Genomic DNA, 16,101 nt, shown 5'->3' with positions numbered 1-16,101 from the left:
CGTTCAGATCCCCGGCGGCAGTTTCGAGGCCATCTGCGCGCGCCGGTCGAAGCGCTCGCCATCGGCGATGAAGGTGCCGTCGCCCACGGCATGCAGCATCCGCGCCCCCGAGAGTGCCGGGTTGGTCCAGGCCGCCACGCCCTGCAGCACCACGATGCTGTGCGCCTCGACGATGTCGACGACGCGGCATTCGATGGCGGCGATGCAATCGGCAAGGAGCGGCGGGCGGACGTGGCGCGCGGGCTGGGTGCGCAGGCCGAAGCGCGCGATCTTGTCCACCACCTTGCCCGAGCAGGTCCCCACCCCCAGCACGGTGTCGATCATCTCGGCCGGCGGAATCGCGATCACGCAGTCACGCTGTTCCTCGAGCGCGGCATAGGAGCTGTTCCAGGGCCCGGTGCAGATCGCGAAACGCGCATCGAAGTCGAGCACCATCGTCCAGCTGATCGTCATCACATTCGCCCGTGTCCCGTCGTCGGTCACCACCCAGATCACCGGCCCCGGCTCGAGCAGGGTGAACGCCCTGCCCAGCGGCATCTCTTCCATCACCGGTCTCCCTTGCCATACTGCCCCCAGCACAGCGCCGGCGCCGCAAATGTGCAAGTGGGGTTTTCCACCGCTTTCCGCGGGGCCAGCCCCCGCAGCCCCGCTTTTTCGCCCCTGCCCCTTCCCGGTCGGGGCGTTCGCCGCGGCGGGACTGCACCGCAGTCCCGCTTTTTCGCGGCTCACCCCTTCGTTCCTTGACCGTCCCGCACAACTCGGTAACAACGGCCCCGCAAAGAGGTGCGTCATGCAGGCTTATGAATACAAGGTGATCCCCGCCCCGCAACGAGGCGAGAAGGAACGCGGGCTGAAGACCGGGGCGGAACGTTTCGCCCACGCGCTCACCCTCACGATGAACGAACTCGCGGCGGAGGGCTGGGAATACTGGCGCGCCGAGACGCTTCCGGCCGAGGAGCGCGCGGGCCTGACCTCGAAGACGACGGTGTTCCACAACCTGCTCGTCTTCCGTCGCCCGTTCCGCGGCGAGGGGATCCTGGGCGAGGCCCCCACGCTCGCCGCGCAAAGCGCCGCCGAGCGGCGTGCGCGGATGCTCTCGGTCTATGCGCCCGAGGGCAAGGCGCCGCGACTCGGCCCGGCCGAGGAAGAAGAGGTCTGATCCTCGAACTCGATTGCCAGCGCATGGACCCGGGCCAGCAGCCCGGGCCCGAGCGCTGCATGGACCGCGCGATGCCGTGCGAGCCGCGAGGCCTGCGCCAGAGACGGCACCCAAAGCCGCAGCCGGAAATGGCTTTCGCCGGCCACGGCGACGGCCGAATGGCCGGCGTGACGCGCGCTTTCGTCGATGATTTCCAGATGGCTCGGTTCGAGTGCCGCAAGCCGCGCCCGGATCTCGTCGGCCACCGGTGATTTTCCGCCCGTCATCGTGCTGCGCCCCTTTCGCCTCGTGGCAAATTGCTTAGACTGCGTGGCCCGAGTCGGCCGGCCCCGTCAAGCGGGCCGCCACGCGGGAATGCGAAAAGGACAAGAGGCAGACATGAGCGGGACCGATCCCTTCGGCTTCAACATCTCGGCAGCCGCCGACAAGAAGCGTCGGACCAAGGGCAAGCGCGGGATGTCGGGCGCATTCGAGACCTCGACGCGCAAATGCGACCACGAGGGCTGCACTGAGCCCGGCCAGTACCGGGCGCCGAAAAGCCCGAAGGTGCTCGACGACTATTTCTGGTTCTGCAAGGACCACGTGCGCGAGTACAACCTGAACTGGAACTACTTCCAGGGCCAGTCGGAAGAGGAATTCCAGCGCTTCCTCGAGAATGCGACGGTCTGGGAAAGGCCGACGAAACCCTTCGGGCGGTCGAAGGAGGAGATGGGCTGGGCCCGGCACGGGATCTCGGACCCGCAGGAGTTGCTGGGCGAGAATGCCACGCAAAACCCCGGCCGCACCGTGATCGGTCGCCGGCTGCCGCCGACCGAGCGGCGCGCGCTCGACATTCTCGACGCCAAGGAGAGCATGACCAAGGCCGAGATCCGCAAGTGCTACAAGGCGCTGATCAAGGTGCTGCACCCGGACATGAACGGCGGCGACCGCAGCCAGGAGGAAATGCTGCAGGAGGTGGTCTGGGCCTGGGACCAGCTCAAGGACAGCCGCAACTTCAAATGAGAACGGGGGGCCAGCCCCCCCGTTTTTCAGTCCGCAGATCGGCCGGGGGCGCCCCCTGCCCGCTCAGCCGGCCGCAGCCTCGGCCGCGAGCTTGCGGATCCGTTCGACCATCGCCGCAAGCCCGTTCGAGCGCTGCTGGCTCAGATGCTCGTTCAGCCCGAGCCGGCCAAGCTCGGCCCTGGCGTCGACCCGCGTCACCTCGGCCACGCTCAGCCCCGAATAGAGCGCGTGCAGGATCGCGATCAGCCCCTCGACGATCATCGCATCCGACTCGCCCTCGAAGTCGAAACGCGCGGCGGGGCCGGTGCCCGCGATCCGCGGCAAGAGCCAGACCTGGCTTGCACAGCCCTCGACCTTGGTCGCCGGCACTTTCAGCGCCGGGTCCATGTCCGGCAGCGCCTTGCCCAGCTCGATCACATGCCGGTAGCGGTCTTCCCAGTCATCCAGGAAGTCGAAGGTTTCGGCGATCTCCTCGAAGGCGGCGCTGGCCATGGTCCCCTCCTTGCACGGGTTTTCCCCTGCCTACCCCTGCGCGCCGGAAGGGTCCAGTGGCGGCTTTTCAAAAGCCCCGCGATCGGCTACCCAAGGGCAAAGCGCACGCCCGCCGCGCGCACCAGTCCGGAGACGCCATGAAACCGCTTCGCCCCGCCCTCGTCCTTCCGCTCGCCCTTTCCGTCGCGCTCGCCGGTTGCGGCGGCTGGAAGGAAAGCCGGGTGAATCCGCGGAACTGGTTCGGCAAATCCGAACAGGTGCAGACGCTCGAACCGAAGACGGGCTATCTCAAGGCCAAGGCCGATCACCGCACCCTCGTGGCCGATGTCAGCACACTCGAGATCAAGCGCACCCCCACCGGCGCGATCGTCTCGGTCACCGGCCTGCCGCCGACGCAAGGGTGGTGGGGCGCCGCGCTCGAGGCCGATGACGACGGCCGCCCGGTCGATGGCGTCATCACCTACCGCTTCGTCATCGCCCCGCCCGAACCCGGCTCGCCGGCTGCGCAGCGGGTGATGAACGCCGGCTCGCGCACGGTGACGGCGGCGGCCTTCATCAACAACACCCGCCTTGCCGATACCCACAAGATCGTGGTGATCGGCGCGCAGAACGAGCGCTCGATCAGCCGCTGAGCGCCGATTTCGCCATGGTCGCGGTGCCGGGCCTGCGCTAGGTTGCGGCCCGATACGGCCACAAGCGGAGGCACAGCATGAGCAGGTTCTGGAGCCCGGGGGTCGCGGCACTCGTTCCCTACACGCCGGGCGAGCAGCCGACGGACCGCACCTTCGTCAAGCTCAACACCAACGAGAACCCCTATGGCCCCTCGCCCCGCGCGATCGAGGCGATCGGGGCCGCGACCGGCGACGCGCTGCGGCTTTACCCCGACCCGACGGCGGCGGCGCTGCGCACCGCGATCGGCGCGCGCTTCGGCCTTGGCGCCAATCATGTCTTTGCCGGCAACGGCTCGGACGAGGTGCTGGCCCATGCCTTCCACGCCTTCTTCCGCGGCAAGGGCGAACTGCTCTTCCCCGACGTGACCTACAGCTTCTACCCGACCTATTGCACGCTCTACGGCATCCCGTTCCGGCAGGTGCCGCTTCGCGCCGATTTCAGCCTCGACGTCGACGCGCTCGCGGGCCCCTGCGCCGGCATCGTGATCGCCAATCCGAACGCGCCGACCGGCATCGCCCTGCCCGTGGCCGCGATCGAGCGGGTGCTGCAGGCGAACCCCGATGTCGTGGTGCTGGTCGACGAGGCCTATGTCGATTTCGGCGCCGACAGCATGGTGCCGCTGGTCGCGCGCTACGACAACCTGCTGGTGGTGCAGACCTTCTCGAAGTCGCGCAGCCTCGCCGGGCTGCGGGTGGGCTTTGCCGTGGGCCAGCCGGCGCTGATCGAGGGGCTCACGCGGATCAAGGACAGCTTCAACTCCTACCCGCTCGACCGGCTGGCGCTCGCGGGCGCGCTCGCCGCCTGGGAGGATACGGCCTGGTTCGACGAGACGCGGCACAAGGTGATGGCCGATCGCGACCGGCTGACCGAGCGGCTTCAGGCCCGCGGCTTTGCGGTGCTGCCCTCGGCGGCGAACTTTGTCTTTGCGGCGCCCTCGGGCATCGGCGCGGCCGAGATGCTGCAGGCGCTGCGCGTGCGCGGCATCCTGGTGCGGCATTTCGCCAAGGGGCGGACGCGGGACTGGCTGCGGATCTCGATCGGCACCGCCGCCGAATGCGACCGCCTGCTTGCCGAGGTCGACGCGATCACCGCCGCCTGAGCGGCATGGGGGCCCGGTCGGCGCCGGGCCCTCGAGGTCTTACACCACGACGACGCGCACCGCCCCGCCCGAGGCGGTGAGGCCGATCTCGCCCTTCGCCAGACGCAGCGCATCGCGGCCGAAGACATCGGCACGCCAGCCGGTCAGCGCCGGCACGTCGCGCTTGCCCGCGGCAATGCGGTCGAGATCCGACGAGGTGGCGATCAGCTTCGCGGCAACACCGGTCTCCTCGGATTTCGCCTTCAGCAGCACGCGCAGCAGGTCGGCGAGCGCGGTGTTCACCTGCAGCTGGTGCTGCTCGTCGGGAACATGCGGGTAATTCTCCGGCGCCATCTCGAGCGCGGCCTTCACCGCGGTGATGATGCCCTCGGCGATCTCGCCCCGCCGCGCCTCGCGCAGCAGAAGCCGCGACTTGCCAAGCTCGTCAAGCGTGGTCGGCCGGGTCGAGGCGAGCTCGAGCAGCGCGTCGTCCTTGAAGATGCGCGAGCGCGGGATGTTCTTGTTCTGCGCATAGCCCTCGCGGAAGCGGGCAAGCTCGCGCACCACGGCCAGGAACCGGCCCGAGGTGGTGCGGGTCTTCACCCGCTGCCAGGCGTCTTCGGGCAGCGTGGTATAGGTGTCGGGCGAGAGCAGGATCGCCTCCTCCTCCTCGACCCAGACATGGCGCCCCGACTTCTCCAGTTCCTTCGACAGGAATTCGTAGATCACCCGCAGATGGGTGACGTCGGCAACGGCATAGACCTTCTGCGCGTCGGTGAGCGGACGGCGCGACCAGTCGGTGAAGCGCGAGGTCTTGTCGAGCGCCTGGCGCGCGATCTTCTTCACCAGCGTCTCGTAGCCCACCTGCTCGCCGAAACCGCACACCATCGCGGCGACCTGGGTGTCGAAGAGCGGCTTCGGGAAGAGGCCCGCATCGACGAAGAAGATCTCGAGATCCTGACGCGCGGCATGAAAGACCTTCACCGTCGCCTCGTGGCGGAAGAGATCATAGAGCGGCTCGAGCGAGAGCCCCTCGGCCAGCGGGTCGACAAGCACCGCCTCGCCGTCCTTGGCCGGCGGGATCGCAAGTTGCACGAGGCACAGCTTCGACCAGTAGGTGCGCTCGCGCAGGAACTCGGTGTCGACGGTGACGTAGGGCTGGGCTTTCGCCTTCGCGCAGAATTCGGCGAGGGCTTCGGTGGTGGTGATGGTCTGCATCGGCGTCCTGTCCGCGGGGTCATCCCGCACTCCGTTGTTTTCCGACCTTTAGGGAGTCGTCAGCGGAAAGAAAAGGCGCTTGCGGGGCCTTCGGTGCAAATACCTGCCCCGGCAGGGCCCGCGATGCGGCCGGGAGCCTCCGGCGGGAGGATTTGGGCCAAGAAAAAGCCCGGTCGCAAAAGGACCGGGCGATGGGCTTTCATCTTGCCGAAAATACCTCCGCCGGAGGCGCCGGGCTTGCGGCCGGGTGCGTCAGAGCAGAACCGGCGTCCGGTCGCCCGCGACGAAGCGGCGCAGCACGGCCGGGTAAAGCTGATGCTCCATCGTCAGCACCCGCGCGGCCAGCATCTCGGCATCGTCGCCCGGCAGCACCGGCACCCGCGCCTGACCAAGGATCGGACCGTCGTCGAGCACCGGGGTGACCTCGTGCACGGTGCAGCCGGCCTCGGCGTCGCCGGCATCAAGCGCGCGCTGATGGGTGTGCAGCCCCGGGTATTTCGGCAAAAGCGAGGGGTGGATGTTCAGCATCCGCCCGGCAAAGCGGGTGACGAAGCCGGGCGTCAGCACCCGCATGAAGCCCGCAAGGCAGAGCACGTCGGGCGCGGCCGCCAGCAGCGGTTTCAGCAGTTCCGCCTCGAAGGCGGCGCGATCCTTGCCGAAGGGGCGGTGATCGACGGCGACGGTCGGCACCCCCTTCGCCGCGGCCTTCACGAGCCCCGCAGCCCCCGGGTCGTTCGAGGCGACGAGCACCGGCGCCGCATAGCCCTCGGCCTGCATCGTCTCGACGAGGCGGAGCATGTTCGACCCGCCCCCCGAGATCAGGATCGCGACGCGTTTCACAGAAGCGCGCCCGTGTAGGCGACGCCCTGCCCGGTGGTGACGGTGCCGATCACGGTGACCGTCTCGCCCTCGGCCTCGAACAGCGCCTTCAGCTCGGCGGCGCGGTCGGCAGCGACGACGGCGATCATGCCGATGCCGCAGTTGAAGGTTTTCAGCAGTTCCGGCTCGGCCATCTGCGCGGTCTCGGCAAGCCAGCGGAACACGCCCGGCAGCTGCCACGACGACAGGTCGATGCTCGCGCCCAGCCCCTCGGGCAGCACGCGCGGCAGGTTCTCGGTCAGCCCGCCGCCGGTGATATGAGCAAGCGCATGCACGCCGCCCGCCCGCACCGCCTTGAGGGCCTGCCTGACGTAAAGCCGGGTCGGCGCGAGCAGCGCGGCGCCGAGGCTGCCCTCGGCGAAGGGGCAATCTGCCTGCCAGCCGAGGCCCGAAAGCTCGACCACCTTGCGCACGAAGCTGTAGCCGTTCGAATGCACGCCGTTCGAGCCGAGACCAAGCAGAACGTCGCCCTCGCTCACCCCCGCCGGCAGATCCGCGCCGCGCTCCATCGCGCCGACGGCAAAGCCCGCGAGGTCGAAATCGTCCTTCGCATACATGCCGGGCATCTCTGCGGTCTCGCCGCCAATGAGCGCGCAGCCCGACTGCGCACAGCCCTCGGCGATGCCCTCGATGATCCGGGTGGCCTGATCGACATCGAGCTTGCCGGTGGCGAAATAGTCGAGGAACAGCAGCGGCTCGGCACCCTGGCAGACGAGGTCGTTGACGCACATCGCGACCAGGTCGATGCCGATCGTGTCGACGTTGCCGGTGTCGATGGCGATGCGGAGTTTCGTGCCGACCCCATCGGTCGCGGCAACGAGGATCGGGTCATTGTAGCCCGCGGCCTTCAGATCGAAGAGCGCGCCGAAGCCGCCAAGCCCCGACATCGTGCCCGACCGGGTCGTGCGTTTCGCCGCCGGCTTGATCCGTTCGACGAGCGCATTGCCCGCATCGATGTCCACCCCTGCATCGGCATAGGTCAGGCCGGGTTTCGTGTCGGTCATGGCAGGCTCCGGGTTCGCGACAGGTTTCGCCCTGCCTTTATCGCGTTCGCGGCGCAGGGGCAATCGTCCCGCCTGCCCCTGCGGCACAATCTCCGCCGCCGTGCTCAGCCCTCGTGCCACCTTGCGCAGCAAGGCGCGCCGCCGCTAGGGTCACGGGGATTTCAGGAGCGCATCAGGGGAGCTCGAAGCCGCCCCGCCATGCGCGCATCATTTCGAGGACAGGATGAAACACATCGCCTTTGCAACCCTGCTCGTGATCGCCGGCACCGGCTCCGCGGTTCTTGCCGGCGGCGTCACCGCGCCGGTGGGCGAGCCCTCCCCCGTGGTGCGGGAGGAGACGACACCGCCCGACCGGTCCGTTGGCACACAGGGCGGCCCCCGAGAGGAAGGTGCAAGCCGGCCGGCACGAGATTCGGCCGCCACCTCCTGCAGTTCGGTCTTCGATCGCGCCACGCCGGCGTGCCGGAGCTGATCGCCGGCCGCAAATCCGCGCCTCCCGGTGCAGGCATTCCTTGACGCTCGCAGTCGCCGTGATAGACGGAAACCCATGCTGGGCCTGTAGCTCAATGGTCAGAGCAGGGCGCTCATAACGCCTTGGTTGGGGGTTCGAGTCCCTCCGGGCCTACCAGCTCTCAAAAAATCCCAATAAAAATTGTATACTTACTTGAAACGTCCCCCATGAAAAACCAGCGCGTGGGGCGCTTTCCTGAGAATCCGCCCCTATCCCTCCACAAACTGCCAGTGCCGCGCCGGTCAGAGACAGGCCGTTCCCGGCCCGCCACTCCGCCTGATGATGGCCCCAGCCGGCCGCCCCCTTCGGGATGGCCGCCAAGGGCGGAAGCGGACCTTTGCAGCGCAGATGCGGTCGAGGGGCGGCCAATATCGACGCCACGCTACAGCAAGCGTTTTCGATTGCCCCAAGGTGGATATCGCTTAAAGTCAGCCCCTTGAAAAGCTAGCACAAATTGAGGAACGCGGGATGGATCCATATGACAGCCGCACAGCCATCAGCGCCTTCCTGTTCAAGAAATGCCGCCCGGAAGCTGTGGATCTGGCATTCGTTTTCTGTAGCCCGACGATCAGCAGCATCCACCCGGCGATTGCCCTCTACAAGGCGGGGCTGGCGCCGAAACTGTTGATCTCGGGCGCTGGCACTGCTGTCGATGGATCGGCGGAATGGTCCTTTTACCGCGATCACGCGCTTGCCTCGGGCGTGGCGGAAAGCGCGCTGATGCTGGAGAAATCCGCCCGCAATACCGCCGAGAACGCGGCTTTCGGCGCAGCTCTGATCGAGGAAGAGCTGGGCTGGGCAAAGGTCCGCAGTCTTGCCGTCTGCGCCAAGCCCTTTCACATGCGCCGCGCGATCATGACCCTGCGCCGGCATGTCCCGGCCGATGTGCGACTGATTGCCCGCCCCCCGGAAGATCCCGGCGATCTGTCCGCGGAAACCTGGTGGCAGACAGCGCAGGGCCGGCAGCGCATATTCGCCGAGTTGGGAAAAATCAGTGAATATGCCCTCAAGGGAGATCTGGGCGATGTCTGACCCCGCGCAGCTGCACCTGATCGGGGTCGGGGGAAGCGGGATGCTGCCTCTGGCGCTCTTGCTTAAGCAGGCAGGACACCCCGTCACCGGCAGCGACAATCTCTGCGCCCCTGCACGTCTTGCCATGCTGCAGGCACAGGGGATCGCAGTCCTTGCGGGGACCGATCCCGCCCTCGTGCGGGCTGCGGAGTGCATCGTGGCAAGCCCGGCCATCCCCGAGACCCATGTGGAACGGCGGGCGGCGCGGCGCGATGGCATTCCCGTCAAGACCCGCGCGCAGATGCTGGCCGAGCTGATCTCCGGGCGTCGCAGCATCTGCGTGGCGGGCAGCCATGGCAAATCGACGGTGACGGCGATGCTTGTCCAGATCCTGCACGCTGCGGGACCAGACGATTTCGGCTATATGCTGGGGGCATCCTTTGCCGATCCCGAGATTGTCCCCGCACGGCTGGGCGCGCCCGGTGCGCCTTTCGTGACCGAAGCCTGCGAAGCCCATGGCGCTTTGGCGCAGTGGCAGCCGACATATGCCATCGTGACCAACCTCGATGACGATCACGCAGATCACTATGGCGGGCTGACCGGATTGAGAAGCGCCTTTGCGGCCTTCCTGTCGCGGCTGCCGCCCGAGGGCCGGGCGGTGGTCTGCGGCGACGATCCGGCTGTCGTCGACGCCCTGGGCCAGGCGCGCTGTGCGGCCCTGACATATGGCTTTGGCGACGGGAATGCGTTGCGGGCGGCGCCCGATGGATCGGGAGGCGCCACCGTCTTCCTGCACGGAAACGCACTGGGACTGCTGTCCCTGGCCGTTCCGGGGCGCCATAATCTGCTCAATGCGATGGCCGCTCTGGGGATGGCGATGGCCCTTGGCATCGACTTCCGGACCGCAGCCGGCGCACTGGCCGAATTCCGCGGGATCGCGCGGCGGTTGCAGCGTGTTTCCACGGCAGGCCAGCCGCGCATCTTTGACGATTTCGCCCATCACCCGACCGAGATCGCGGCCGCGCTGGCCGTCCTGCGCGAGACGACGCAGGGACGGCTGATCGCGATCCTCGAGCCGCAGTTGCACAGCCGGGTCACGCGCATGGCCTTGCGCTTCGCGCAGGCCCTGAAGGCGGCGGACCGCAGCTTCATCCTGCCGGTGGCGGCGCTCGGTGAGAGCGTGCAGGCGGGGAACGGAGATGCCGCGCTGGCCGATGCCTGCCGAACCGAGGGGATTTCGTGCCAACACGTCTCGGACATGTCAGAGCTGCTGCTGCGGTTGCAAGACGATCTGCGAGACGATGACACGCTTGTCGTCATGGCGGGAGCCAGCGGTGCGGCCCTCGCCCGGCGGCTTGCCGACGCGCTCTCGCGCCCGCCCGCGCCCCTGTCCGCACCGCCCCCCGCGCCCAGCATCCTGATCGGAGAGAGGCGAGCGTTGCCGCCCGATCTGCTGGCCCTTGTCGCCGGGCACGCCAGGCGGCAGCCGACGGCCCCCGCCGTTGAAATGGGGCACCGCCGCCTCAGCTACGCGGATCTTGTCCTCAGAACCGATGATCTCGCTTCAGCGCTGGCCGCAGCCGGCGTCAGCGCCGGCGACAGCGTGGGCGTCTGCCTTGGCCGGACGGTGGACCGTGTGACCGCGTTCCTCGCCATTCTCCGGCTTGGCGGCGTCTTCGTGCCGCTCGACCCGGCCCTGCCGGAAGAAAGGCTGCGCTACATGCTGGAAACCGCCGGCGCGCGGACGGTCGTCGTGAACGCCGCAAGCCCTGCCTTGCCTGACATCGGCCTTGGTTTCGTCAATTGCGGCCAGCTGCCGGATCATGACGACAGGCCTGCCCCCCTTTGGCAGGCGAAGGAAAGCGCGGCGGATGCGCTGGCCTACATGATCTTCACCTCCGGGACGACCGGACAGCCCAAGGCGGTCGAGATCTCGCGCGGCGCGCTTGCCAATTACGCGACCGCGGCGTCCCGACACTTCCAGATCACCCCCGGCGCGCGGGTCTCGCAGATCAGCGGGTTCGGCTTCGATGTCTCGGTGGGGGACATGGCCATGACACTGGCCGCCGGGGCCTGTCTTGTCTGTCCCACGGACTTGCAGGCGGTCCCCGGCCCACCCGTCGGCCGCTTCATCGCGCAGGCCCGGCTGACGCATCTGTCGCTGACGCCTTCGGCGCTGGCGATCATTCCGCAGGCAGAGCATCCGCATCTGACCCATGTGATCGTGGCGGGCGAGGCCTGCCCGCCCGCGCTGGTCGAGCGCTGGGGGAAAGGCCGCAGCTTCATCAACGCCTATGGGCCGACGGAAGCCACGGTCGAAGCCCTGTTCGCCATTTGCGCGCCCGGCCAGCCGGTCACCATCGGGAAGCCCATCGACAATATGGGGGCCTGTCTGATGGATGAGCCCCTGCGGCTTGCCGCACCGGGACAGGAGGGAGAGCTTTGCCTCTTCGGGCCCGGACTGGCCAGGGGGTATCGGCACCAGCCTGTGCTGAGCGAACAGCAGTTCCCGGTGGTCGATCTCCCCGGCCGGGGCCCCACCCGCATCTACCGGACCGGCGACCGGGCAAAGGCCGGTGCCGACGGCGGGTTCGTCTGTCTGGGGCGCATGGACAGCCAGCTGAAGGTCAACGGCTATCGCATCGAGCCCGGCGAGGTCGAGGCCGCCCTTTGCAGCCTGCCCGGTGTGAGTGACGCGGCCGTCTCGCTCGCCTCCTCGGCTCATGCTCCCGATCGTCTGATCGCCCATGTGGTCATGATGGCCGGCGCCCCCGCGCCCGATCCGGTCGATCTGCGCGCACGGCTGAAGCAGCTTCTGCCATCCTACATGGTGCCTGCGGTCTTCCTTCCCATTCCGGGGATTCCGCGCAATGCCAATGGCAAGCGTGACCGCCGCGCGCTGCCGGTGCCGCCCCACCTGACGCAGCCGCCGAAGGCCCGCACCACCGCCACCGCGACCGAGGCGAAGCTCATGGCGCTGATCGACACGGAGGCCGGGACCGATGTCGTCGCCGGCACGCGCGACAGCCTGCGCGATGCGGGAATCGACTCTCTGTCGATGGCGAACCTCCTGTTCGCGATCGAGGACGCTTTCGGCATCACCCTCGATGCCGGGTTCGAGGCAGGCTTCGATACCGTCGAGGTTCTGGCCCTGATGGTGGATGCCCGCCTCGAGGCCCCGCATGTCCCGTCGTCACCCGACATCGGGGATGCGCTGGCCGCGAAGATCCTGCCCCATCTCGCAACATGGCCCGGCCGGCGCCTTGGCAAGGCCGGGCTGGTGCGGAGCCTGGGCGCAGACCGACCGCTTCCGAAGCTCTTCTGGTGCTTTCAGGCAGGCCACGAGCTTGCGCAGCTGAGCGAAAGTCTGGATGACGCGGTGTCGCTGTTCGGATTGCGTTCAGGACATCTTGCCGTCGAATACACGGCCGACACCCTCAAGGCGCTCGGCCGGTTCTATGCCGACGAGATCACATCCATCGCCCCGACCGGCCCGCTGTTCCTTGGCGGGAATTGCCAGGGGGGGCTGGTGATGCGCGAAGCCGGGCTGGAGCTGCTGCGCCAGGGCCGCAACGTCGCCCTGACCATCCTCATGGAGCAGGGCCGCTTCTTCCATTATCCGGGCACTACCCTGCTTCTCTTCGGCGCGGGCAGCTATCTCAATCCCTATGGCCATATCGCCGCGCCGGAACAGTTGTTCCGCACCGCCTACCCTGCCGGCCATGATGTCGAGATCATCCCCGGGGCGCATGGGCATTATTTCAGGCCGGGGAATGTCGAGGCCCTCGCCGCGACGATCCTCCGCCACATCGACCGCCATCGCGACGGAGGAAGGGCATCGTGAATCCACATCACCTTACACAGGCGCACGTTTGCGCTCATCCGGTCTGATCATGGCACCCCGCATCGCCACTGCCCTGAAGCAATTGCGCAAGACTACGAACCGCGCGATCAGCGCCCCTCGCACAAGCTTGCGACGGCTCTGGCGCGCCGTTCGTGCGGTTCGGGGCTTCGGACGCGGCATGCTCGGCTACCCCGCGGCATGGTTCGGTCTGTTCCGACCGCGCGACGAGCTTGCGGCTGCGGTTGCAGAATTGCTCGTCGTGGGTTTCTATGGTGCGAATGCCCGGTCCCTCTCGGCGCGGCTTCTGGCGCGGCAGGTCCAGCGCGGCCAGGTTGGCGGGGTGTTCTTTGTCAATCAGAACATTGGCACGATCGACGAGTTAGCCGATCTGATACGCCTGTTCCGCGCCGGCGGTAATCAGCCGCTGATCGCCATTGATCATGAAGGCGGCGTGGTTCAGCGCCTGACCCCGGCGCACGGCGTCAGGCGGCTGCCCGCCGCCCGGACGGTCGCGGAAACACTGTCGCCGACTGCGGCCCGCCAGCTTTACGCCAAGGCGGGGCGGGAGCTCGCGGCACTCGGTTTCAACATCAATCTTGGTCCCGTGCTGGATGTCGACGATCCTGAAAATCCAGTGATCGGCCGACCGAAGCGCTCCTATGGCACCGATCCCGAACGCATCGCCGCCTATGCCGAATCCTTTGCCGGCGGTTTTGCCAGCGCCGGTATTCTTTGCGCGGCCAAGCATTTTCCCGGCCATGGCCGCTCGACGAGTGACAGCCACAGCGGGGTCGTCGACATTTCTGCGCGTTGGACCGAGGCGGAACTGGAGCCTTTCTCGCGACTGTTCGTCTCGCCCGACGTCCCCGCCATAGTGATGACGGGCCATTTATGTCTTGAACGCTTGGCTCCTGACGGCCGGCCGGCCACTGTCTCGGCCCCTATCGTGACAGATCTTCTGCGGCAGAAGCTCGGATACCGGGGGGGGGTGATGACGGATGATGTCGATATGGACGCGATCCGGCATCTTATGAGCCGGGAGGAGGCCGTCGTGCAGGCGCTCGCGGCTGGAAATGATCTGATTATGATCAAGAACCTGTTTGGTTATGACCCCTTGCTGCCAGAACGCGTGGTGCGCTGGGTTCGCAAGGCCATCGCCCGAGGGGTGCTGACCGAAGCGCAGATCACCGCGGCGGTCGCGCGTGTGCGTGCGATTCGCCGGCAGGCCTGGCAGGACAGGGCCTGACACGCGCTCCAACGTGGGGAGCATCCAGCGCGTTTGCGTTGGTGCGAGACGTCCGAGCCATTGAGACACGGGAATGGGCTTGTCGCACATATCAGTGAGAGGGATTCACCTCGGGAATCCTGATGGTTAGATGCGATGGCATGTCAAAGCCTGCCAACACCCGCTAGCGCACGACGAACGGGTCTGCCGATAACGCCTCCCTGAAGCGGAGAGGATCGTTGTCCGTCTGGTTCGATCCGGAAATGTCCTGGCAAGCGGACCGAAGTGGCAAGCGCGCCCCCCCGAGACCTTCTCCGACAGTGCGATCCAGACCTGCCTGACGCTGAAAGTGCTGTTCGGCCTGCCGCTTCGTCAGACCGTCGGTTTGGTGGCGAGCCTGATCGAGTTGGCGGGGCTGGACTGGCCCGTGCCCGACTATTCGACGCTGTGCCGGCGTCAGGCTCGGATCCAGGTGCTGATCCCGTATCGGCGCTCCGACCAGCCGCTGAACTTGCTGATCGACCGCACCGGGATCCGCTTTCGAGGTGATGGAGAGTGGCTTTCGCGCAAGCATGGCGTGACGCGCAGGCGCGCATGGCGGCAGGTGGACCTGGCGATGGACACGGCCACAGGCGACATCCGCGCAGTCGAATTCACCTCGAGCAGACGGGGCGACAGCCCGATCCTGCCGGAGTTACTGTCGCAGATCCCGGCTGGCGAAGAGATCGAGACGGTCACTGCCGATGGAACCTGTGACACGCGCCGCTGCCATGCGGCGATCCTCGAACACGGCGCAGAACCGATCATACCGATCCGTCGCAATGGTCGAGCGTGGAAGCCGGACTGCCCCGCCGCGATCTCGCGAAACGAGATCCTGCGGGCGACGCGATGTCCGGGGCGATCGATCCGGAAGACATGGACCGACGATCACGCCCGAAGTCGCCTCGAGGCTCAGATGAACCGCCTCAAACTCCTTGGCGAACGGATCCTGTCACGAGACCCTGACCGCCAGACCGCCGAAATCCAGATCCGCATCCTTCGCAGGCTCTCTCGCACCGGAGGCATTCACCAGCTCAGTCATGAACCGCTGCTCGGCCTTGGGAAGGGCCGAGATCGAAGCCATTGCCTGAAGCCGACGGGGAAAGGGGCAGAGCGTCCTCTCCTCCGATTTGCGAAACAAAGTCGCGCTGCTGCGCATCCGATTGCCGGCCGGGACGCGGACCGCAACCACCGGCGGCCCCCGGAAATCTGCGCGAGGCGGCCTGCCCTCACCGTCACGGGGCGGCTCGTGACAGTTGCGCCAGCGGCTCCGGATGACGGCGGCACCCGCGAGCGGTTCCGGGACCGGAGAAGTGACGCAAGCCCGCCGCCCGATGGTCAGGCGATGAGCCGCATCATCGCATCATGGACGGCATTGCGCAGCTCGTCATCGGGGGTCGAAGCGAGCCGCTCGATCCCGAGTGCGTTGCGCTGGATCACCGTGCCGAACAGCAGGCTGATGGCGAGCATGACCGGCATCGCGCTCTCGCTCCCGAACTTGGCGATCATCCGGTCAAGAAACCGCTCGGTGCTGACCTCGCGCAGGATGTCGCGGGTCTCGGCACTGGTGCAGGAGCGCAGGATCATGTCAATCGGCCCTGCCTCGTCGCTGGTGCGCGGGCTTTCCTTGGTGATCTGGTCGCACAGGCGGCGGATCACCCCTTCGCGGGTGACCGGCTCGGCGAAGATCGCGTCGAAGTCGAACTGCGCATCCAGCGCCTGGCGAAACAGGCCAACCTTGGAGCCGAAGGTGCGGTGCACATAGGCCACGTCGACCTGCGCATCCCCGGCAATGTCGCGCAGGCTGACCTCCGAGAATGGCTGGCACGAAAACCGCAAGATCGCCACGTCGAGGATTCGCTGCCGCGCGGGACGTTCGTCGTGCCCCGGTTTCATCTCCATCTGTCCTCTCCTTTTCACGATCCCGCAAGTCAACATCAGTTGACAAGGGCCGCCGCGCCCTTATG

At 67.3% G+C, this 16,101-nt stretch carries 15 protein-coding genes, 1 tRNA gene and 1 pseudogene; 10 read left to right on the top strand and 7 right to left on the bottom strand.

Features of this window, described 5'->3' with window-relative positions:
- Positions 1-3 precede the first annotated feature (3 nt).
- Positions 4-546: a flavin reductase family protein gene (locus tag EOW66_RS03865; RefSeq protein WP_128154991.1), complete on the bottom strand. Its 543-nt coding sequence runs from the start codon at positions 544-546 to the stop codon at positions 4-6.
- Positions 547-790: 244 nt separating this feature from the next.
- Between EOW66_RS03865 and EOW66_RS03860 the strand changes: the two genes are divergently transcribed.
- Positions 791-1,159 (top strand): DUF4177 domain-containing protein, encoded by a 369-nt coding sequence (locus tag EOW66_RS03860; RefSeq protein WP_128154989.1) that lies wholly within the window; start codon positions 791-793, stop codon positions 1,157-1,159.
- On the opposite strand, the gene EOW66_RS03855 is transcribed toward EOW66_RS03860, so the two are convergent.
- On the bottom strand, positions 1,102-1,404 hold the full coding sequence (locus EOW66_RS03855; RefSeq protein WP_338054811.1) for a BolA family protein: 303 nt from the start codon (positions 1,402-1,404) through the stop codon (positions 1,102-1,104). The two genes, EOW66_RS03860 and EOW66_RS03855, sit on opposite strands and share 58 nt — an antisense overlap.
- Positions 1,405-1,537: 133 nt before the next feature.
- On the opposite strand from EOW66_RS03855, the gene EOW66_RS03850 reads away from it, so the two are divergent.
- Positions 1,538-2,161 (top strand): J domain-containing protein, encoded by a 624-nt coding sequence (locus EOW66_RS03850; protein WP_113901069.1) that lies wholly within the window; start codon positions 1,538-1,540, stop codon positions 2,159-2,161.
- Between the two features lie 63 nt (positions 2,162-2,224).
- On the opposite strand, the gene EOW66_RS03845 is transcribed toward EOW66_RS03850, so the two are convergent.
- On the bottom strand, positions 2,225-2,653 hold the full coding sequence (locus tag EOW66_RS03845; protein WP_128154985.1) for a SufE family protein: 429 nt from the start codon (positions 2,651-2,653) through the stop codon (positions 2,225-2,227).
- Positions 2,654-2,790: 137 nt separating this feature from the next.
- On the opposite strand from EOW66_RS03845, the gene EOW66_RS20295 reads away from it, so the two are divergent.
- Both EOW66_RS20295 and hisC read left to right on the top strand, forming a co-directional pair.
- The gene (locus EOW66_RS20295) at positions 2,791-3,285 is read left to right on the top strand and encodes a hypothetical protein (protein WP_164881022.1); all 495 of its coding nucleotides are present in this window, start codon (positions 2,791-2,793) and stop codon (positions 3,283-3,285) included.
- 77 nt (positions 3,286-3,362) lie between these two features.
- Positions 3,363-4,424 (top strand): histidinol-phosphate transaminase, encoded by a 1,062-nt coding sequence (gene hisC, locus EOW66_RS03830; RefSeq protein WP_128154980.1) that lies wholly within the window; start codon positions 3,363-3,365, stop codon positions 4,422-4,424.
- 39 nt (positions 4,425-4,463) lie between these two features.
- Here the strand turns inward: hisC and rnd are convergent, their stop codons facing one another.
- The 3 genes from rnd to purM form a co-directional block, all read right to left on the bottom strand.
- Positions 4,464-5,621: a ribonuclease D gene (gene rnd / locus EOW66_RS03825; RefSeq protein ID WP_113901073.1), complete on the bottom strand. Its 1,158-nt coding sequence runs from the start codon at positions 5,619-5,621 to the stop codon at positions 4,464-4,466.
- 252 nt (positions 5,622-5,873) lie between these two features.
- Positions 5,874-6,461: a phosphoribosylglycinamide formyltransferase gene (purN, locus tag EOW66_RS03820; RefSeq protein WP_128154978.1), complete on the bottom strand. Its 588-nt coding sequence runs from the start codon at positions 6,459-6,461 to the stop codon at positions 5,874-5,876.
- The gene (gene purM, locus EOW66_RS03815; protein ID WP_128154976.1) at positions 6,458-7,504 is read right to left on the bottom strand and encodes a phosphoribosylformylglycinamidine cyclo-ligase; all 1,047 of its coding nucleotides are present in this window, start codon (positions 7,502-7,504) and stop codon (positions 6,458-6,460) included. The genes purN and purM overlap by 4 nt, the downstream gene beginning before the upstream one ends.
- 223 nt (positions 7,505-7,727) lie before the next feature.
- Here purM and EOW66_RS03810 point away from each other — a divergent pair, with 223 nt between their 5' ends.
- From EOW66_RS03810 to EOW66_RS03785, 6 genes and pseudogenes are all read left to right on the top strand, one after another.
- Complete coding sequence (locus tag EOW66_RS03810) at positions 7,728-7,976, top strand: hypothetical protein (RefSeq protein ID WP_128154975.1); 249 nt, start codon at positions 7,728-7,730, stop codon at positions 7,974-7,976.
- Between the two features lie 80 nt (positions 7,977-8,056).
- Positions 8,057-8,132 (top strand) — tRNA-Ile (locus EOW66_RS03805).
- 351 nt (positions 8,133-8,483) lie between these two features.
- On the top strand, positions 8,484-9,047 hold the full coding sequence (locus EOW66_RS03800; protein ID WP_128154973.1) for a YdcF family protein: 564 nt from the start codon (positions 8,484-8,486) through the stop codon (positions 9,045-9,047).
- Positions 9,040-12,870, top strand: a complete 3,831-nt coding sequence (locus EOW66_RS03795) for an amino acid adenylation domain-containing protein (protein ID WP_128154971.1) — start codon at positions 9,040-9,042, stop codon at positions 12,868-12,870. The genes EOW66_RS03800 and EOW66_RS03795 overlap by 8 nt, the downstream gene beginning before the upstream one ends.
- Positions 12,871-13,048: 178 nt before the next feature.
- A complete protein-coding gene (locus EOW66_RS03790) occupies positions 13,049-14,116 on the top strand; it encodes a glycoside hydrolase family 3 protein (RefSeq protein ID WP_164881021.1) in 1,068 nt (355 codons plus the stop codon).
- Between the two features lie 200 nt (positions 14,117-14,316).
- Positions 14,317-15,225 (top strand): annotated as a pseudogene (locus EOW66_RS03785) (IS5 family transposase).
- A 247-nt stretch (positions 15,226-15,472) separates the two neighbouring features.
- Here the strand turns inward: EOW66_RS03785 and EOW66_RS03780 are convergent.
- The gene (locus EOW66_RS03780) at positions 15,473-16,036 is read right to left on the bottom strand and encodes a TetR/AcrR family transcriptional regulator (protein WP_164881020.1); all 564 of its coding nucleotides are present in this window, start codon (positions 16,034-16,036) and stop codon (positions 15,473-15,475) included.
- Positions 16,037-16,101: the final 65 nt, after the last annotated feature.

This window comes from Paenirhodobacter huangdaonensis, assembly GCF_004022465.1.
GTDB lineage: Bacteria > Pseudomonadota > Alphaproteobacteria > Rhodobacterales > Rhodobacteraceae > Rhodobacter > Rhodobacter huangdaonensis.
The sequence above is the reverse complement of the archived record's forward strand: the minus strand, read 5'-3'. Positions and strand labels throughout refer to the sequence as shown.

Bases quoted from the DNA above. Each gene is read 5' to 3' on its own strand.
- EOW66_RS03790 (WP_164881021.1), top strand. From the start codon at position 13,049: ATGCTCGGCTACCCCGCGGCATGGTTCGGTCTGTTCCGACCGCGCGAC.
- EOW66_RS20295 (WP_164881022.1), top strand. From the start codon at position 2,791: ATGAAACCGCTTCGCCCCGCCCTCGTCCTTCCGCTCGCCCTTTCCGTC.
- EOW66_RS03845 (WP_128154985.1), bottom strand. From the start codon at position 2,653: ATGGCCAGCGCCGCCTTCGAGGAGATCGCCGAAACCTTCGACTTCCTG.
- EOW66_RS03795 (WP_128154971.1), top strand. From the start codon at position 9,040: ATGTCTGACCCCGCGCAGCTGCACCTGATCGGGGTCGGGGGAAGCGGG.
- EOW66_RS03850 (WP_113901069.1), top strand. From the start codon at position 1,538: ATGAGCGGGACCGATCCCTTCGGCTTCAACATCTCGGCAGCCGCCGAC.
- EOW66_RS03810 (WP_128154975.1), top strand. From the start codon at position 7,728: ATGAAACACATCGCCTTTGCAACCCTGCTCGTGATCGCCGGCACCGGC.
- rnd (WP_113901073.1), bottom strand. From the start codon at position 5,621: ATGCAGACCATCACCACCACCGAAGCCCTCGCCGAATTCTGCGCGAAG.
- EOW66_RS03780 (WP_164881020.1), bottom strand. From the start codon at position 16,036: ATGGAGATGAAACCGGGGCACGACGAACGTCCCGCGCGGCAGCGAATC.
- EOW66_RS03865 (WP_128154991.1), bottom strand. From the start codon at position 546: ATGGAAGAGATGCCGCTGGGCAGGGCGTTCACCCTGCTCGAGCCGGGG.
- EOW66_RS03860 (WP_128154989.1), top strand. From the start codon at position 791: ATGCAGGCTTATGAATACAAGGTGATCCCCGCCCCGCAACGAGGCGAG.
- EOW66_RS03800 (WP_128154973.1), top strand. From the start codon at position 8,484: ATGGATCCATATGACAGCCGCACAGCCATCAGCGCCTTCCTGTTCAAG.
- purM (WP_128154976.1), bottom strand. From the start codon at position 7,504: ATGACCGACACGAAACCCGGCCTGACCTATGCCGATGCAGGGGTGGAC.
- hisC (WP_128154980.1), top strand. From the start codon at position 3,363: ATGAGCAGGTTCTGGAGCCCGGGGGTCGCGGCACTCGTTCCCTACACG.